This window comes from Exiguobacterium sp. s26 (assembly GCF_018618235.1).
GTDB lineage: Bacteria > Bacillota > Bacilli > Exiguobacteriales > Exiguobacteriaceae > Exiguobacterium > Exiguobacterium chiriqhucha.
This window is the reverse complement of sequence record NZ_JACSLS010000005.1, coordinates 1-16,297: the sequence shown is the minus strand read 5'-3', so window position 1 is coordinate 16,297 and position 16,297 is coordinate 1. Positions and strand designations below refer to the sequence as shown.

Annotated in this window: 15 protein-coding genes and 10 tRNA genes; 24 read left to right on the top strand and 1 reads right to left on the bottom strand. The window is 54.6% G+C overall.

Features of this window, described 5'->3' with window-relative positions; genetic code table 11:
• Positions 1-12: 12 nt before the first annotated feature.
• Genes argJ through argF form a run of 6 tightly spaced genes read left to right on the top strand, consistent with a single transcriptional unit; the run spans position 13 to position 8,093 of the window.
• On the top strand, positions 13-1,230 hold the full coding sequence (gene argJ / locus KNP82_RS09190; RefSeq protein WP_131471566.1) for a bifunctional glutamate N-acetyltransferase/amino-acid acetyltransferase ArgJ: 1,218 nt from the start codon (positions 13-15) through the stop codon (positions 1,228-1,230).
• Positions 1,227-2,006: an acetylglutamate kinase gene (gene argB / locus KNP82_RS09185; protein ID WP_131471564.1), complete on the top strand. Its 780-nt coding sequence runs from the start codon at positions 1,227-1,229 to the stop codon at positions 2,004-2,006. The genes argJ and argB overlap by 4 nt, the downstream gene beginning before the upstream one ends.
• The gene (locus KNP82_RS09180; protein ID WP_131471562.1) at positions 1,966-3,111 is read left to right on the top strand and encodes an aspartate aminotransferase family protein; all 1,146 of its coding nucleotides are present in this window, start codon (positions 1,966-1,968) and stop codon (positions 3,109-3,111) included. The genes argB and KNP82_RS09180 overlap by 41 nt, the downstream gene beginning before the upstream one ends.
• Positions 3,108-4,157 carry a carbamoyl phosphate synthase small subunit gene (locus tag KNP82_RS09175; protein ID WP_131471560.1) on the top strand — a complete coding sequence of 350 codons (1,050 nt, stop codon included), beginning with the start codon at positions 3,108-3,110 and terminating at the stop codon, positions 4,155-4,157. The genes KNP82_RS09180 and KNP82_RS09175 overlap by 4 nt, the downstream gene beginning before the upstream one ends.
• Positions 4,150-7,170 carry a carbamoyl-phosphate synthase (glutamine-hydrolyzing) large subunit gene (gene carB, locus KNP82_RS09170; protein ID WP_131471558.1) on the top strand — a complete coding sequence of 1,007 codons (3,021 nt, stop codon included), beginning with the start codon at positions 4,150-4,152 and terminating at the stop codon, positions 7,168-7,170. Before KNP82_RS09175 ends, carB begins: the two co-directional genes overlap by 8 nt.
• On the top strand, positions 7,167-8,093 hold the full coding sequence (argF, locus tag KNP82_RS09165; protein WP_131471556.1) for an ornithine carbamoyltransferase: 927 nt from the start codon (positions 7,167-7,169) through the stop codon (positions 8,091-8,093). Before carB ends, argF begins: the two co-directional genes overlap by 4 nt.
• A gap of 48 nt (positions 8,094-8,141) precedes the next feature.
• Here the strand turns inward: argF and KNP82_RS09160 are convergent, their stop codons facing one another.
• On the bottom strand, positions 8,142-8,867 hold the full coding sequence (locus KNP82_RS09160) for a rhomboid family intramembrane serine protease (RefSeq protein WP_131471554.1): 726 nt from the start codon (positions 8,865-8,867) through the stop codon (positions 8,142-8,144).
• A gap of 63 nt (positions 8,868-8,930) precedes the next feature.
• On the opposite strand from KNP82_RS09160, the gene acpS reads away from it, so the two are divergent.
• The 18 genes from acpS to KNP82_RS09070 all read left to right on the top strand — a co-directional run bounded on the left by acpS (position 8,931) and on the right by KNP82_RS09070 (position 16,153).
• Positions 8,931-9,308 carry a holo-ACP synthase gene (acpS, locus tag KNP82_RS09155; RefSeq protein ID WP_131471552.1) on the top strand — a complete coding sequence of 126 codons (378 nt, stop codon included), beginning with the start codon at positions 8,931-8,933 and terminating at the stop codon, positions 9,306-9,308.
• A complete protein-coding gene (alr, locus tag KNP82_RS09150; RefSeq protein WP_131471550.1) occupies positions 9,286-10,362 on the top strand; it encodes an alanine racemase in 1,077 nt (358 codons plus the stop codon). Before acpS ends, alr begins: the two co-directional genes overlap by 23 nt.
• A gap of 129 nt (positions 10,363-10,491) precedes the next feature.
• On the top strand, positions 10,492-10,770 hold the full coding sequence (locus KNP82_RS09145; protein ID WP_021068181.1) for a hypothetical protein: 279 nt from the start codon (positions 10,492-10,494) through the stop codon (positions 10,768-10,770).
• 5 nt (positions 10,771-10,775) lie between these two features.
• Positions 10,776-11,126: a type II toxin-antitoxin system PemK/MazF family toxin gene (locus tag KNP82_RS09140; RefSeq protein WP_029596222.1), complete on the top strand. Its 351-nt coding sequence runs from the start codon at positions 10,776-10,778 to the stop codon at positions 11,124-11,126.
• A 140-nt stretch (positions 11,127-11,266) separates the two neighbouring features.
• Complete coding sequence (locus tag KNP82_RS09135; protein WP_131471548.1) at positions 11,267-11,593, top strand: STAS domain-containing protein; 327 nt, start codon at positions 11,267-11,269, stop codon at positions 11,591-11,593.
• Entirely contained in the window at positions 11,590-12,066 is a 477-nt protein-coding gene (rsbW, locus tag KNP82_RS09130) for an anti-sigma B factor RsbW (RefSeq protein WP_029596221.1), read from the top strand. The genes KNP82_RS09135 and rsbW overlap by 4 nt, the downstream gene beginning before the upstream one ends.
• On the top strand, positions 12,032-12,832 hold the full coding sequence (gene sigB, locus KNP82_RS09125) for an RNA polymerase sigma factor SigB (RefSeq protein ID WP_021068185.1): 801 nt from the start codon (positions 12,032-12,034) through the stop codon (positions 12,830-12,832). Before rsbW ends, sigB begins: the two co-directional genes overlap by 35 nt.
• Before the next feature lie 75 nt (positions 12,833-12,907).
• Positions 12,908-15,034, top strand: a complete 2,127-nt coding sequence (locus KNP82_RS09120) for a Tex family protein (RefSeq protein ID WP_131471721.1) — start codon at positions 12,908-12,910, stop codon at positions 15,032-15,034.
• A gap of 209 nt (positions 15,035-15,243) precedes the next feature.
• Positions 15,244-15,318, top strand: a tRNA-Asn gene (locus KNP82_RS09115).
• A gap of 9 nt (positions 15,319-15,327) precedes the next feature.
• Positions 15,328-15,419, top strand: a tRNA-Ser gene (locus KNP82_RS09110).
• Positions 15,420-15,445: 26 nt separating this feature from the next.
• A tRNA-Glu gene (locus KNP82_RS09105) sits at positions 15,446-15,520 on the top strand.
• Positions 15,521-15,526: 6 nt separating this feature from the next.
• Positions 15,527-15,602, top strand: a tRNA-Val gene (locus tag KNP82_RS09100).
• A 23-nt stretch (positions 15,603-15,625) separates the two neighbouring features.
• Positions 15,626-15,701 (top strand) — tRNA-Asp (locus KNP82_RS09095).
• A 7-nt stretch (positions 15,702-15,708) separates the two neighbouring features.
• Positions 15,709-15,780, top strand: a tRNA-Gln gene (locus KNP82_RS09090).
• A gap of 10 nt (positions 15,781-15,790) precedes the next feature.
• Positions 15,791-15,866, top strand: a tRNA-Lys gene (locus KNP82_RS09085).
• 31 nt (positions 15,867-15,897) lie between these two features.
• A tRNA-Leu gene (locus KNP82_RS09080) sits at positions 15,898-15,985 on the top strand.
• A 4-nt stretch (positions 15,986-15,989) separates the two neighbouring features.
• A tRNA-Arg gene (locus KNP82_RS09075) sits at positions 15,990-16,066 on the top strand.
• A gap of 10 nt (positions 16,067-16,076) precedes the next feature.
• Positions 16,077-16,153 (top strand) — tRNA-Ile (locus KNP82_RS09070).
• Positions 16,154-16,297: the final 144 nt, after the last annotated feature.

Here is a 16,297-nt window from a genome sequence, read left to right as displayed (position 1 = left end):
GAGGTAGAACGGATGATTGAAACAACGATGAGCCCTGTCGTCCACGTCGTCACGCCAAAAGGATTTCAGGCGTGCGGGGTGCACGCCGGACTGAAACGGAAGCGCAAAGATTTGGCGTTGCTCGTCTGTGAACAGTTGGCGAGTGCCGCCGCGGTCTATACGACGAATCAGTTCCAAGCGGCTCCGATTCAAGTGACGAAAGAGACGCTACACGCGTCGGGCGGAAAGATTCGCGCCGTCTTAATCAACAGTGGGAACGCCAACGCCTGCACCGGTCCACAAGGGCTCGAGGACGCGTATGCGATGCGCGATAAGGCGGCCGAACATCTCGGTGTCAAACCGGAAGAAGTGGCAATCGCCTCGACAGGTGTCATCGGTCAACTGTTGCCGATGGGGACGCTCTTGAACGGCATCGATTTACTTGAACCGAGCCAGGAAGAAGCTGGGGCGGAGTCGTTCGCGGAAGCGATTTTGACGACCGATACGGGAACGAAATGTACGGGCGTCGCGTACATCGAAGGCGACACTACCGTGACGATTGCGGGCGTGGCCAAAGGCTCGGGGATGATTCATCCGAACATGGCGACGATGCTCGGCTTCATCACGACTGATGCCGTCATTGCGCCCGACGTCTTGCGCCGGGCCCTGAAACAGAGTGTGGACGCCTCGTTTAACAGCATCACCGTCGACGGGGACAGTTCGACGAACGATATGGTACTCGCGTTGGCAAGTGGGATGACCGAGATGGACGAAATCATCGAAGGAACGCCAGCCTATGATCGCTTCCGCCAAGCGTTGACCGACGTGTGCACGGATCTCGCCAAGGCGATCGCCCGGGACGGGGAAGGGGCGACGAAACTGATTGAGGTCGAGGTTGTCGGAGCGAAGACAGATGAGGCGGCGCGGATGATTGCGAAACAAGTCGTCGGCTCGTCGCTCGTGAAGACGGCAGTCTACGGACAAGATGCGAACTGGGGTCGTATCATCGCCGCCATCGGTGCCTCGGAGCAACCGATTGACGTGAATCACGTCGATATCCGCATCGGATCACAGCATGTATTGATAGAAAGTGCACCGGTCTGGTTCGATGAGGCGCTCGCGACAGAAGAGATGGGACAAGACGTCGTCCCGATTCACATCCGATTGCAGGACGGAACGGGACAAGGTCAGGCGTATGGCTGCGATTTGACCTACGACTACGTCAAAATCAATGCGAGTTACCGGACATGAGACAGCGAAAAGTCGTCAAGCTCGGCGGGAGCGTCTGGGACACGCTCCATCCGGACTATTTCAACGAGTGGCGGGAGTGGATTGAAGCAGGGCATGAGCTCGTACTCATCCACGGGGGTGGACCTGCTTTGTCCGCCTATTGCGAACAGCAACACATCGAACCGGTGTTTCAAGATGGACGTCGTGTCACGACCGCAGACGTGTTGACGGGGGCTGAACGTGTGCTCGCGGGGGAGATGCAGACCGAAATCGTCGCTGCCCTCGGTCATCATCACATCAAGGCGGTCGGCCTCTCAGGTGTGGACGGACAGACGTTGACCGGAACGCAATTGGTGGAACTCGGGGCGGTCGGCGAAGTCGACCGTGTCGAGACGGACTTGTACGAGCTGTTGCTCGCGAGTCGCTACGTGCCGGTCGTGACGTCCCTGTTACAAGGACCGGAAGGCACGTTGAACTGTAACGGAGATGATTGTGCGATCGCCGTCGCGGTCGCGCTTCAAGCCAACCGTTTTGAAATGATCACTGACGTACCAGGGATTCGCATCGATGGGACGTTCCGTCAAACGCTCACGCGTGAAGATGTCGAACCGGCCATCGCTTCGGGACAAATCTATGGAGGTATGATTCCGAAGACCGAGGCGCTCCTAGGCGCTTTAGCAGGAGGGATTGAAGTCGCCGTCATCCGTGACGGCAAGCAACCGGATCATCCCGGGACAACACTACAGGAGGTGCACCATGCATTCACTACTACCGACATACGGACAACGATTTATTGAAATCGAACAGGCGAGCGGTTCTTACGTCACCGATACGGCCGGCAACCGGTATCTCGACTTCGTCATGGGCATCGCCGTCTGCGGGACGGGCCATCGGCATCCGTACGTGAGCCAAGCGCTCGAGGCGCAGCTAAAAAAGGTATGGCACACGTCGAACCTGTACAACATCAGCGGACAAGATCGCGTCGCCGAGAAACTCGTGTCTGGGACGCATTTGACGCATGCGTTCTTCTGTAACAGTGGGACCGAGGCGAACGAAGGGGCGTTCAAGTTGATTCGGAAATGGACGAACAAGACGAAAATCGTGACGTTCACGAAATCGTTCCATGGTCGCTCGTTCGCGATGCTCGGAGCGACCGGGCAAGACAAGGTCAAAGCCGGGTTCGGGCCGATGGTGGCCGATTTTGTGCATGCACCGTTCAACGACATGGACGCGCTCAACATGATTGACGACGAGACGGCTGCGGTTTGGCTCGAAATCGTCCAAGGCGAGGGCGGGGTCGTCGTCGCTAACGCGGAATGGCTCGAAGCGCTTCAAGCAAAGGCGACGGAGCACGCTGTCAAAATCGTCGTTGATGAGGTGCAGACCGGGATTGCCCGCACAGGTACCCGTTTCGCGTTCGAACAGACACCGCTTCAACCGGACGTCGTCACGCTCGCGAAAGGGCTCGGCAGTGGGTTCCCGGTCGGATCGATTTTGACAGCAGCGGGTGCGGAGCACGTCTTCACGGCTGGCAGTCACGGTTCGACGTTCGGCGGCAATCCGCTCGCGATGGCCGCGGCGGAAGCGACGCTCGACATCTTGTTCGAGGCGGACGCACTTGTCCACGTCAATGCGATGGGCGCGCGATTACGAGCGGGCTTGGAACAATTTGTCGACGGGGAAACGTTCACCGAGGTGCGTGGACTTGGGTTGATGCTCGGGATCGTGGCGACGCAACCGGTCGCGGCGTGGATCGAACAGTTGCGAGACGCTGGCCTTTTGGTCGTCGCGGCAGGGCCGGACGTGATCCGTTTCTTGCCGTCGTTACTGCTCACGGAAGCGGAAGTGGATGAGGCGCTCGCAATCATGGAACATGTGATTACAAAGGAGATGGTGTCATGACGGGGACAGTGACGTTACAAAGCGGTCAACAGTTCAACGGGACGTGGGAGACGAGTGCCCGCTCGGCGAAAGGGGAGGTCGTGTTCTTCACAGGGATGACCGGTTATCAAGAAGTATTGACCGATCCGTCTTATGCCGGTCAAATCGTCGCGTTCACGTATCCCCTCATCGGGCAATACGGGTTGACCGACGGTGCATCCGAGAGCGCGGACATCCAAGTGGCAGGTGTGCTCGTCCAGACGTTGGACGGAAACGGGGCGGCGACCGATTTGAAAGATTGGTTGGAGAAGTTCGGGGTGCCGGTACTGTCTAACGTCGACACACGCTCGCTCGTCCATGCCCTCCGTGAACACGGGGATCAGTGGGGTGTGATGACGTCAGCATCAGATGTATCGTTCGATGGGGATCTTCATCAGATCACCGAGACCGTTTCGACGCCAAGTCATGTGCGTCACGGCGACGGGACGAACGGACACATCGTCTGTCTCGATTTCGGTGTGAAGGCGTCGATGGTGCAAGCGATGGTCGAGCGAGGGTACACGGTGACAGTCGTTCCGTTCGATACGACGGCCGCCCAAATCCATGCGCTTGCGCCGACCGGGATTCTCGTGTCGAACGGTCCGGGAGACCCGCGTGATTTGGTCAATTACCTCGATAATGTGCGTGAAGTGGCACTGGCGTATCCGACCCTTGGCATTTGTATGGGCCATCAACTGCTCGCGCTCGCGTTCGGGTGTGAGATTGAAAAACAGACATACGGACATCGCGGATCCAACCATCCGGTCCGAAACGTCCAGACGGGTGAAGTGTGGATGACGTCGCAAAATCACGGATACGTCGTCACACGGGACAGTTTGGAAACGACACCGCTCGAACTACTATTTGAGAACGTGAACGATATGTCGGTCGAAGGGATGTTGCACAAGACGGCCCCGATTCTCTCGGCCCAGTTCCATCCGGAGGCCAGTCCGGGACCGAAGGAAGCACAAGCCATCTTTGACCGCTTTGACGAAATGATTCAGCAAGGGGTGAACGTCTATGCATAAAAAAGTACTCGTCATCGGTTCAGGTCCAATCATCATCGGTCAGGCTGCCGAGTTTGACTATTCGGGCACACAGGCGTGCCAAGCGCTCCGCGAAGCAGGCTGTGAAGTCGTACTCTTCAACTCGAACCCGGCCACGATTATGACCGATCCTGGTATTGCCAATCACACCTACATCGAGGCGATGACGTTAGAGAAGGCCGAGTTGATTATCGAGACGGAACGGCCGACCCACTTGCTCGCCACGGTCGGCGGACAGACCGCCCTCAACTTGGCGCTCGCCTTGGATGAGGCGGGGGTGCTCGATCAATACGGCATCGAGCTACTCGGAACGTCGCTTGAGACGATTCGCGACGGGGAAGACCGCGAACGGTTCAAGCAAAAGATGAACGAACTCCGGGAGCCGCTTCCGGTCAGCACGACCATTGAATCGATCGATGCCCTTGACGGCTTCATCGCCGAGACAGGCGTCCCGCTCATCGTCCGTCCCGCGTTCACGCTCGGCGGTACCGGTGGCGGGATTGCAGAAACGATTGATGCCGCCTACACGCTTGCGAAGTGTGGTCTCGAGGCGAGTCCGATCTCGCAATGTTTAATCGAGCAGAGCATCGCCGGTTATAAAGAGTTCGAATATGAGGTCATGCGTGACGCGAGCGGGACGTGCATCATCGTCTGCAACATGGAAAACATCGACCCGGTCGGTGTGCATACGGGTGATTCGGTCGTGTTCGCCCCGGCCCAGACGTTATCGGATACGATGCATCAGACGTTGCGGACCGCCGCGTTCCGCATCGTCTCGGCGCTCGGTGTCGTCGGCGGGTGTAACATCCAGTTCGCCGTCCATCCGACAGAAGACGCCTATTACGTAATCGAAGTGAACCCGCGCGTCTCGCGCAGCTCGGCGCTCGCCTCGAAGGCGACCGGATATCCGATTGCGAAGATTGCGACCCGTCTCGCGCTCGGGGAACGACTCGACGCTTGTATCAATCCCGTCACGAACGGGACGATGGCGAGCTTCGAACCGGCCCTCGATTATGTGACGGCGAAAGTGCCGACGTTCCCGTTCGATTTGTTCAATGGGACGGACCGGACGCTCGGGCCGCAGATGAAAGCAACCGGGGAGAGCATGGCGATGGGCAAAACGCTCGAAGAGGCGCTTCAGAAAGCATGGCGCGGTGCCGGCGTCGAGCAGTATCCGCTCTATCCGAGTTGGATGGCGACAGCTGATGCCGCCGCGCTATACGCTGAAATTTCGGCACCGACCGATCGTCGCCTCCTGGCGTGTCTCGCCTTACTCGACCGCGGGATTGCCACGACGTCGCAACTTGAAGCGCTGACCGGCATCGCCCCGCACTTCATGATGATGTTCGACCGAATCGTGACGACAATCCATCAGGACTTATCCACGCCAGCGAACCTGTTGCAGGCGAAACGGTTCGGATTCACCGACGCGCAGATTGCGAAGCGGATGAACGTCACGGCCGACGCGGTCGCATCGATGCGGCTTGAACACGACATCCATCCGGTTTATCAGATGATCGATACGTGTGCCGCCGAGTTCGAGAGTCGCACGCCGTACTTTTATGGGACGTGGCACGGGACGTCTGAAGTCGTGTCGAGCGAGCGGGCGAAAGTCGCCGTCATCGGGTCCGGACCGATTCGAATCGGGCAAGGCATCGAGTTCGATTACAGTTCGGTGCATGCCGTCTGGGCGCTTCAAAAACTCGGGATCGAGACGATTATGATCAACAACAACCCGGAGACGGTGTCGACCGACTTCACGGTCGCCGACAAACTGTACGTCGAACCGTTGACGATTGAAGATGTCGTCCACGTATTGGAGGCCGAAGGGTGTCAGGACGTGTTGATCCAGTTCGGCGGCCAGACCGGCATCTCACTCGCCCATGCGCTGGAAGCCAAAGGCTATCATTTGCTCGGGGCGACGGCAGCCGTCATCGATCAAATGGAGGACCGGGATCGGTTCTATCAATTCCTCGACGAGATCGGGGTGGCTCACATCCCAGGTGAAGAGGTCGGGTCGGCAGACGAGTTGACGTCCGCAATCGATCGTCTCAGCTATCCATGTGTCGTCCGTCCCTCCTACGTCATCGGTGGGAAAGGTATGCATATCATCCGGAACGGGGCGGAATTGCATCAAATCGAACCGCATTTGACCTATCCGCTCCTCGTCGATGCGTATGTCGATGGGCGTGAGCTCGAAGTCGACTGTGTCACCGATGGGAAAACCGTCTACGTCCCGGCCTTGCTCGAACAGATTGAGGCAGCCGGTGTCCATTCTGGCGATTCGACGATGATTCTGCCGCCGGTCAAGACGTCGAGCGCGCAACAAAACGAGATTGAAGCCATCGTTCAAACGATCGGACAAGCACTCACATACCGGGGCGCGCTCAATATCCAATTCGTCTTGAAAGGCGACGTCATCTACGTGCTCGAAATCAACCCGCGTGCTTCGCGGACGGTCCCGATCGTCAGCAAAGTGACCGGCGAACCGCTCATCGAATGGGCGACGCTCGCGGCGTTCGGCCATGAGTTGGCAACCGTCGTCCCCGACGCACGTCCGGTATGGAACGGATATGCCATCAAAACACCGGTATTCTCGAGTTTGAAATTGCCGGGCGTCGACCCGCTCACCGGTCCGGTCATGCGCTCGACCGGGGAGACACTCCAATTCAGCATGACCCCTTACGTGTCCGAACGGTTCTGTTACGACGCGACGACGACGCGCGTCATGAATCGGACTGAGATTGTAGCCGGCCAAGGCTGGTCGGCATATAGTGATCAACCGCTTGATGAGACGACCAAGTTCCAAAACGTGTCGGTCCTATTCTCGAACGCACCAGAGGAACAAGCGGCACGTGAGGCGGCGGTCCGAAACGGCGTCCACGTCATCTCAGAGACATATCTTGCCGAGTACTATCAACAAGCGATGCGAGCGGAACCGATGCCGGTACGTTCACTTCAAACGATGCAGACAGGAGAGGGACTACCATTATGACGACGAAAACGATCAATCATCTACTGACACTCGAGGAGCTGACGCCGTCCGCCCTCGACGACTTGCTTGCACTGGCGGCCGAGGTGAAACGACAACCGGAAGCGTTCCAGTCGGCGCTCGCCGGCAAGAAAGTGGCGCTCTTGTTCGAGAAGGCCTCGACCCGCACCCGGATGTCGTTCGAGGTCGGTGTCGTCGAACTCGGCGGTTATCCGTTGTTCTTGAGCAGCAGTGATTTACAGATTGGACGCGGGGAACCACTGACGGATACGATTCAAGTCATGAGCCGCTATGTCGACGCGCTCATGATTCGGACGTATGCCCACGAGACGGTCGAGACGCTCGCTTCGGCAGGCTCGATTCCAATCATCAACGGATTGACCGATTCCCATCACCCGTGCCAAGTGCTTGCCGACTTGTTGACGGTCGAGGAAGTGTTCGGCACGAGAACAGGGAAGACGTTGACGTACATCGGCGACGGGAACAATATGGCCCACTCGCTCATGATCGGGGGCGCACTCAGCGGGATGCATATCCGCATCGCCTCGCCGGAAACGTATACGGTCGAGACTGACATTTTCGAACGGGCGAACGAGCTGGCTGCGACGACAGGGGGCAGCGTTGCCTTATGGCAAGACCCGATTGCTGCTGCCTCGGGTGCGGACGTCATTTACACAGATGTATTCGCGAGCATGGGACAAGAAGCGGAAGCAGCAGAACGGTTGACGCAGTTCGCAACGTTCCAAGTCGATGCTTCGCTCATGCAACGAGCGAAGTCGGAGGCGATTTTCCTGCACTGCCTCCCGGCCCATCGCGGCGAAGAAGTGACGGCCGACGTCATCGACGGTCCGCAATCGGTCGTATTCGATCAAGCTGAGAATCGCTTACATGCGCAAAAAGCGCTCATGCTCACGCTGCTCGCCTAACCCAAAAGAGAGGATTCGCCGCTTTGGCGAATCCTCTCTTTATTACTATCATAAAAAGCGGGCGAACAGACCGAACACGGCCAGTCCGACGATCACGTAGAAAATCCATTTGCCTTCACCCGTATGAATGATGGGCGGCGAATACTTGCGAGGTTTGTACTTCCCGTAACGGAGCGGGCGCGAGTACGGGACCGCGAACCGGGAAAGCGGAATCGCGAGCAAGAACCCGGCAAGGAAGCCGTACACATGTCCCCAGAGCGACACGTTCGCCCCGATGAGCGTGAACACGGCACTGATGGCGACGAAAATATAGACGAGTCGCGCGTCCTGGCTATAGATGAGCGTCCGGCGGAACCGACCGATGTACACATAGAAGCCGAGAATCGCTAAAATCGCACCTGACGCACCGGCCTGCAGGTAGAACAGTTCACTTACCGTGAAGAACGTCAGCAAGTTGGCAACGACACCGGCGACGAGATAAAACACGGCGAATTTGATATGACCGACCATGCGTTCCATGGCAGGACCGAAGATAATCAAAGCGAACGAGTTGAACAGCAGATGACCGAGCCCTAAATGGATGAAGTTGGCCGTCAAAAGACGGTACCATTCCCCTTGGGCGAGCGCGAGATGGAACGACCCACCAAGTGCGACGATTCGAAGGTCAGGTACCAAAGAATCGATGACAAACACGAGCAGTTGGATTACAATGAACAGCGTTACGAGCGGATACGCTCGGACGAACGTTTGAACATTCTCAGTACGACTAAACATAGCATCACCTCTTTCTTTAATTGTATAAGGAAACGAGTGAAAAAGGAAAGGAGCGAGTGTCCTGTGATTGTGGGAATCGGAATCGATATCGTCGAGCTCGAGCGGATTGCCCGCTCGATCAAGAATGACCGTTTCGTCGCGCGTCTATTGACCGAGGCCGAACGGGCGCTCGCGGACGCCTATCCAGAGCAACGCCGCATCGAATTCGTCGCTGGACGGTTCGCGGCGAAAGAAGCGTATGCCAAAGCGGTCGGGACCGGGATTGCTCGGGGCCTGTCGTGGCAACAAATCGAAATCTTACCGGACGAGGCCGGGCGACCGCATATGACGGCGCCGTTCTCGGGCCGGATTCATATGAGTATCAGCCACAGCGAACAGTACGCCGTGGCACAAGTTATCATTGAAGAGGGGGATCATGATGTTTCGTCCAAGTTGGATTGAAATTGATCGGGCGGCGATCAAACATAACGTAATCGAAATCAAAAAACGGATCCCGCAAGCGCTCATGGCCGTCGTCAAAGCGAACGCTTACGGACATGGAGCTGTCGAAGTGGCGAACATCGCGCTCGCCAACGGAGCGACGATGCTCGGCGTGGCTTTGCTCGAAGAAGCCATCGAGCTCCGAGAGGCTGGGATTGAAGCACCGATTCTCGTTATGGAAGCCCAGTTTCCAGAATTTGCAGGCGTCGCGGCCGAGCATGATGTGACGTTATCTGTCTTTTCAGCCGACTGGTTGCGCGAGGCGAGCAGCTATTTATCTGACCGACCGCTCACCGTCCATGTGAAAGTTGATACTGGGATGGGGCGTCTCGGTCTACGGACTCGCACTGAACTCGATGCGCTGCTCGAGGCGGTCGATGACCGCTTCGTTGTGGAAGGTATCTATACGCATTTCGCGACGGCGGATGAGCCGGACAGCCAGCTGTATTATGAGCAACAGGAGCGGTTCGCTCAATTGATGGATGGTCTCCATTCACGATTCCGTTACATTCACACATCGAACTCGGCCGGGGCCATCCGTATGGCGGGACTTGATGTGCCGTATAACTTGGTCCGGGTCGGCATCGCGCTGTATGGATTGTATCCGTCAGCCGAGATGGCTTCCTTCTATTCATTCTTACGCCCTGCCTTCACGTTGAAGAGCAAGCTCATGCAAGTGAAGCAACTCGCGCCCGGACAGACGATCAGCTACGGGGCGACGTATACGACGACTGAGGATGAGTGGATCGGTACGGTGCCGGTCGGATATGCCGACGGTTGGATTCGTAAAGCGAGCGGATTCAAAGTCGACGTAAACGGTCACCGTTGTCCGATTGTCGGTCGTGTCTGTATGGACCGCTTCATGGTGAGGCTTCCCGAGTCAGTTCCGGTCGGGACGGTCGTCACGCTCATCGGTGGACCGGTCGCGATTGATGAACTGGCCACGCATCTCGAGACAATCAACTACGAGGTCGTCTGTCAATTGACGAGCCGCCTCCCACGACGTTATGTGTAAAGCGGAAAACGTGTGAAATTATCTGAATTCTTTCGGGAATCCTCTATATTTTCCCAAACTCGCGTGTTATATTGGTAAAGAACGCGGGAAGATTTCCGCCAGTCATTGAAACGATTCTGGAGGTGTAAGATGTTGAAACAGCGAACTGCGGGTGCTTTAGCGTCCGTTCCAGATCGGTTCTCGCAACATGTGGGTCCGATTTCGATGAAAGATCGTGAATCATTGTCATTGAACGATGTAGTGACGTACTTGTCTAAAGAAATTGCTGATCGACAACAAACACTGCGCGAAGAATTGGCGAGGGGCTATCAAGAGATGGCCGCGTTTAATTTGAATATGGCAGAAGAGATGCTGATGATTGAGACGGAAGCCGAACATGCTCTCTTACGTCAAGTAAGCGGGGTGTGAGCGGAGTGATCGTAAAGCGTGGTGACGTGTTTTATGCGAATCTGTCGCCCGTAGTCGGTTCAGAGCAAGGTGGAGTTCGTCCGGTTCTCGTCATTCAAAACGATATCGGCAATCGCTTTAGCCCGACCGTCATTGTCGCTGCGATTACGGCTCAGATCCAGAAAGCAAAACTGCCGACTCATGTAGAGGTATATCAAGTCAAACATGGTCTCGAACGAGATTCCGTGATTTTGCTTGAACAGATTCGAACGATTGATAAGCGTCGTCTGACAGATAAAGTCACTCATCTCGATGATGAGACGATGCACAAAGTTGACCGAGCGCTAGAGATTAGTCTGGGATTAATCCCTCTCTAGCTTACATATAAAGAAACCGATACATGGGTATCGGTTTTTTTTCAAAAAAATCTTCAAAAAATAGTTTAGAATTCTGTAAAACGGGAATTTAGTTTAATCGTACTCAATTTTTCTGTACGCACATTAGGAGGGAATATACGATGGATTTAGCGATTCGCGAGCAAGTCATTGGAGACCAATTACACCTTTACGTATCCGGAGAAGTGGATACATATACCGCACCAAAATTGAAGGAAGTCTTGCACCCGGCTATTACGGAACAAGATGTTACCGTTCATTTGGATGAAGTGGACTATATGGATTCAACTGGACTCGGCGTATTTGTCGGTGCCCTTAAAATAGCCAAACGTAATGAGAAAGAGTTGTCGCTCGTCGGCGTCACCGACCGCGTCAACCGTCTCTTTGAATTGACAGGACTGCACAAGTTGCTTTCAATCAATACAAACGTAAGAGGTGGCACGCAATGAGTAACATCGAACAGACGGTGATGACGTTCCCGGCCAAACCGGAGTATGTCGGTGTGGTCCGTTTAGTCGTCTCAGGAATCGCTAACCGTATGGGATATACGTACGACGAGATCGAGGATATTAAAATCGCGGTCTCGGAAGCCTGTGGCAATGCTGTTCAACATGCCTATGAAGATCAAGAGGGTGAAGTGAAGCTCACGTGCGGCGTCTATGAAGATCGTCTCGAAATGACGATCGAGGACTCGGGCAAAACATTTGCCGACGACGTGAAACGCCAAGCGGCGCCAGTCGAAGAGACGGCTGAAATCGAATCGCTTCACGAAGGAGGACTCGGTCTTTTCCTCATTGAAGCCTTAATGGATGACGTCTCGATCAACAAGGACAATGGTGTCAAGGTGACGATGACGAAACTCCTTAACAGGGACGAGGTGGATCAGAGTGCCAGCAAAATCTCAACAACGCCATCACAGTGATGATGAAGTATTAGAGTGGATCGAGCGTTATCAACAGGACGATCAAAATGAAGAAGTCCAAATGCTCCTCATCAACCGATACTCGGACCTCGTTGAGGCGCTTGCACGAAAGTTTTCGCGAGGCCGGGCCATTCATGACGACCTCGTTCAAGTCGGCATGATCGGACTTCTCGCTGCCCTTCGTCGTTTCGACCCTGAGTTTGGACGCAGTTTCGAGTCGTTTGCCGTTCCGACGATTATTGGTGAAATCAAGCGTTTCATCCGTGACAAGACGTGGAGCGTCCACGTTCCACGCCGGATTAAAGAGCTCGGACCGAAAATCAAGAAGACGGTCGAAGAGTTAACGACCGAATTGCAACGTTCACCACGCATCGATGAGATTGCCGATCACCTTGGTGTTTCCGATGAAGAGATTCTCGAAACGCTCGAGATGGGTAAGAGCTACCAAGCCCTTTCCGTCGACAGCTCAATCGAAGCGGACAACGAAGGTTCGACCGTCACGCTCCTCGACCTCGTCGGGAGTCAAGAACGTGGTTACGAATCGGTCGACCAGCGCCTCATCCTTGAAAAAGCGTTCAGCGTGTTGAATGAACGGGAACAGGCGATTCTTGAATGTGCTTATTATAAAAACATGAGCCAAAAAGAGACGGGTGAGCTCCTCGGGATTTCACAGATGCACGTATCGCGCTTGCAGCGTCGTGCGCTCGAGAAACTACGCGAGGCCATCAAAGTCCCGCTCAACGAAGTATTCTCAAACGATGACTAAACGGTCATCGTTTTTTTGTCGTCTACGTGTGAGTTTGCTACACTTCAAGAGAGAAGAGAAAAGGAAGTGATTCGATTGATTACGAAAGTCGCAAAAGATTTGAAGTTGAAGACGAGTCAAGTCGAGACGGTGCAACAACTTGCCGCGGACGGAGCGACGATTCCGTTCATGGCCCGGTACCGTAAAGAAATGACCGGTAATCTCGATGAAGTGGAAATCAAAGCCATTCTCGATGCCTTACAATATGAAGAGAGTTTGCACAAACGTAAGACGGACGTCCTCGCCAAACTCGAAGAACTCGAGAAGGCGACACCAGAGTTGACCCGTGCGCTTGAAACGGCGACGAGCCTGCAACAAGTCGATGACATCTACCTTCCGTATCGTCCGAAACGACGGACGAAAGCCGAACAAGGTCGGGAGAAAGGGCTCCAACCGCTCGCTGACTGGTATCGTCAACCAACACCATATTCGGTGACCGAAGCGCAGTCGTTAGCAGGGGACCTCTCGCTTGAAGAAGCACTTCCGTTCGTCCAATCGATTATCGGGGAGGAGTGGGGCGAAGTGGCGACGCTTCGACAATCACTCCGTACACGAGTCCGGAAAGAGGCGCTCCTTCGTTCACAGAAGAAAAAGCAGGCGGAAGATGAGAAAGAAGTGTTCGCCCAGTATTATGAATATGAAGAGAAAATCGCAGGAATCGTCCCACACCGAATCCTCGCCTTGAACCGTGGAGAGCGCACGGATGTGTTGCAAGTGAAGATCGTCTTCGACGAGACGGGTTTCATGCGACAAGCGCTCGGCAAGTTTGACCGCTTGCCGACGGAGAAACGTGAACTCGTTACGCTCGCCGTGAAGGACGCCTTCAAGAAGTCGGTGTTCCCGGCCATCGAACGCGAGGTCCGGAGCGAGTTGACTGAGACGGCTGAAGAACAGGCAATCGACGTGTTCTCAAAAAACTTGAAACAGCTCTACATGCAACCACCGCTTCGTGAGGTCGTCGTCCTAGGAATTGACCCAGCCTATCGCACAGGTTGTAAATGGGCCGTCGTCAATGAAATCGGAAAAGTCGAAGAGGTCGGTGTCTTCTATCCGACGGCACCGAAACACGATGTCGCGGGCTCAGAGAAAGTGTTGGCGTCACTCGTGAAACGTTATCCAATCTCGGTTATCGTCATCGGGAATGGGACCGCATCCCGTGAGACGGAACAGTTCGTATCGAACTGGCTAAAGAAGGCGGAACGCGAGATAGCCTATGCCATCGTCAACGAGGCGGGGGCGAGTGTCTATTCGGCTTCAGAAATTGCCCGATCAGAGTTCCCGGAATTGAAAGTGGAAGAACGTTCGGCCGTCTCGATTGCTCGACGCATTCAAGACGCGATGGCGGAACTCGTCAAAGTCGATCCGCAGTCTGTCGGGGTCGGGCAATATCAGCATGACGTCAGTCAGAACAAGTTGAAAGGGTCGCTCGAGTTCGTTGTCGAGAGTGTCGTCAACATGGTCGGCGTCGATGTGAACCGGGCTTCGGAGTCACTGCTCACGTATGTATCCGGATTGAATAAGACGACGGCTAAAAATATTGTCGCGTATCGTGACGAGTTCGGCCGGTTTGATACACGGAAAGAAATCAAGAAAGTACCACGTCTTGGAGCGAAGGCGTATGAACAAGCAGCCGGCTTTTTACGGATCACGAATGGGAGTGATGTGCTCGACCAGACGGAGATTCATCCAGAGAGCTATAAATTGACACTCTCTCTATTGAAGGAACTCGGTGTTTCGAAGCAAGCGGTAGGCACGGCCGAACTGCGGGAACGATTAAAGACGGTCGATGCCAAAGTGCTAAGTGAGAAGCTAGATGCCGGATTACCGACAGTCGAAGATATCTTGAAGTCGCTCGCGAAGCCTGGACGTGACCCGCGCGAAGATATTCAGAAACCATTGCTTCGGACCGACGTTATGAACTTGGAGGACCTTCAAGTGGGGATGGAGTTCCAAGGGACGGTGCGAAACGTCATCGACTTTGGGGCGTTCGTTGATATCGGGGTGAAGCAAGATGGACTCGTCCATATTTCGAAATTGTCGAATCGCTACGTCAAGCATCCGCTTGATGTCGTCGCAGTCGGTGATATCGTCACCGTATGGATCGAACAAGTGGACGCCAATCGTGGACGGATTAGTCTCACGATGTTGGAGCCGAAGCCTTAAATAAGAAGGAACTAGTACCGGGCAAAATGTTTTTTATTTTGCTCGGGTTTTTTTATAAAAAAGTGTTGACGGTCTTTTCTGCCCGTGCTATCTTATAGAAGTCGCCGAGAGACGACATGGAATATTAAAGCTTTTCTAAAAAAGTGATTGACAGGTTTCTGGTTTGCGGTTACAATTTAAATCGTTACTTCGATAAATTCAAGCAACGTTCCGCAATAGCTCAGTGGTAGAGCAACCGGCTGTTAACCGGTAGGTCGTAGGTTCAAATCCTACTTGCGGAGCCATTTTATTTTGGAGACGTACCCAAGAGGCTATAAGGGGCTCCCCTGCTAAGGGAGTAGGCTGGGAAACCGGTGCGAGGGTTCGAATCCCTCCGTCTCCGCCACTTAATTTTAGAAAACACATACATCTGGCCCGTTGGTCAAGCGGTTAAGACACCGCCCTTTCACGGCGGTAACACGGGTTCGAATCCCGTACGGGTCACCATCACACGGAGGATTAGCTCAGCTGGGAGAGCACCTGCCTTACAAGCAGGGGGTCGGCGGTTCGATCCCGTCATCCTCCACCATTTCAAATTTAAGCACGTATAACGGTCTTGTGGTGTAGGGGTTAACATGCCTGCCTGTCACGCAGGAGATCGCGGGTTCAAATCCCGTCAAGACCGCCATTTACGTTGGGCCGTAGCCAAGTGGTAAGGCATCGGATTTTGATTCCGACATGCGAAGGTTCGATCCCTTCCGGCCCAGCTTATAATTTGAGTCATTAGCTCAGTTGGTAGAGCATCTGACTTTTAATCAGAGGGTCGCAGGTTCGAGCCCTGCATGACTCACCATTTTTTATCCCTCGTAACACCTTAATACGCTGCGGTCGTGGCGGAATCGGTAGACGCGCTAGGTTGAGGGCCTAGTGGTGGTTAACACCGTGGAGGTTCAAGTCCTCTCGACCGCACCAATATGCACCCTTAGCTCAGCTGGATAGAGCGTTAGACTACGAATCTAAAGGCCGGGAGTTCGAATCTCTCAGGGTGCACCATTTTTATTATGGGCCTATAGCTCAGCCGGTTAGAGCGCACGCCTGATAAGCGTGAGGTCGGTGGTTCGAGTCCACTTAGGCCCACCATTTAAACTGACGAACTTTGAAAACTGAACGATGAGGCAAAAAAAGTTTTACAATTTTTGAATGAAGCGCAAGCTTCGTCATTTTTAAAGAGCTATATCAAATTCTTTGGAGAGTTTGATCCTGGCTCAGGACGAACGCTGGCGG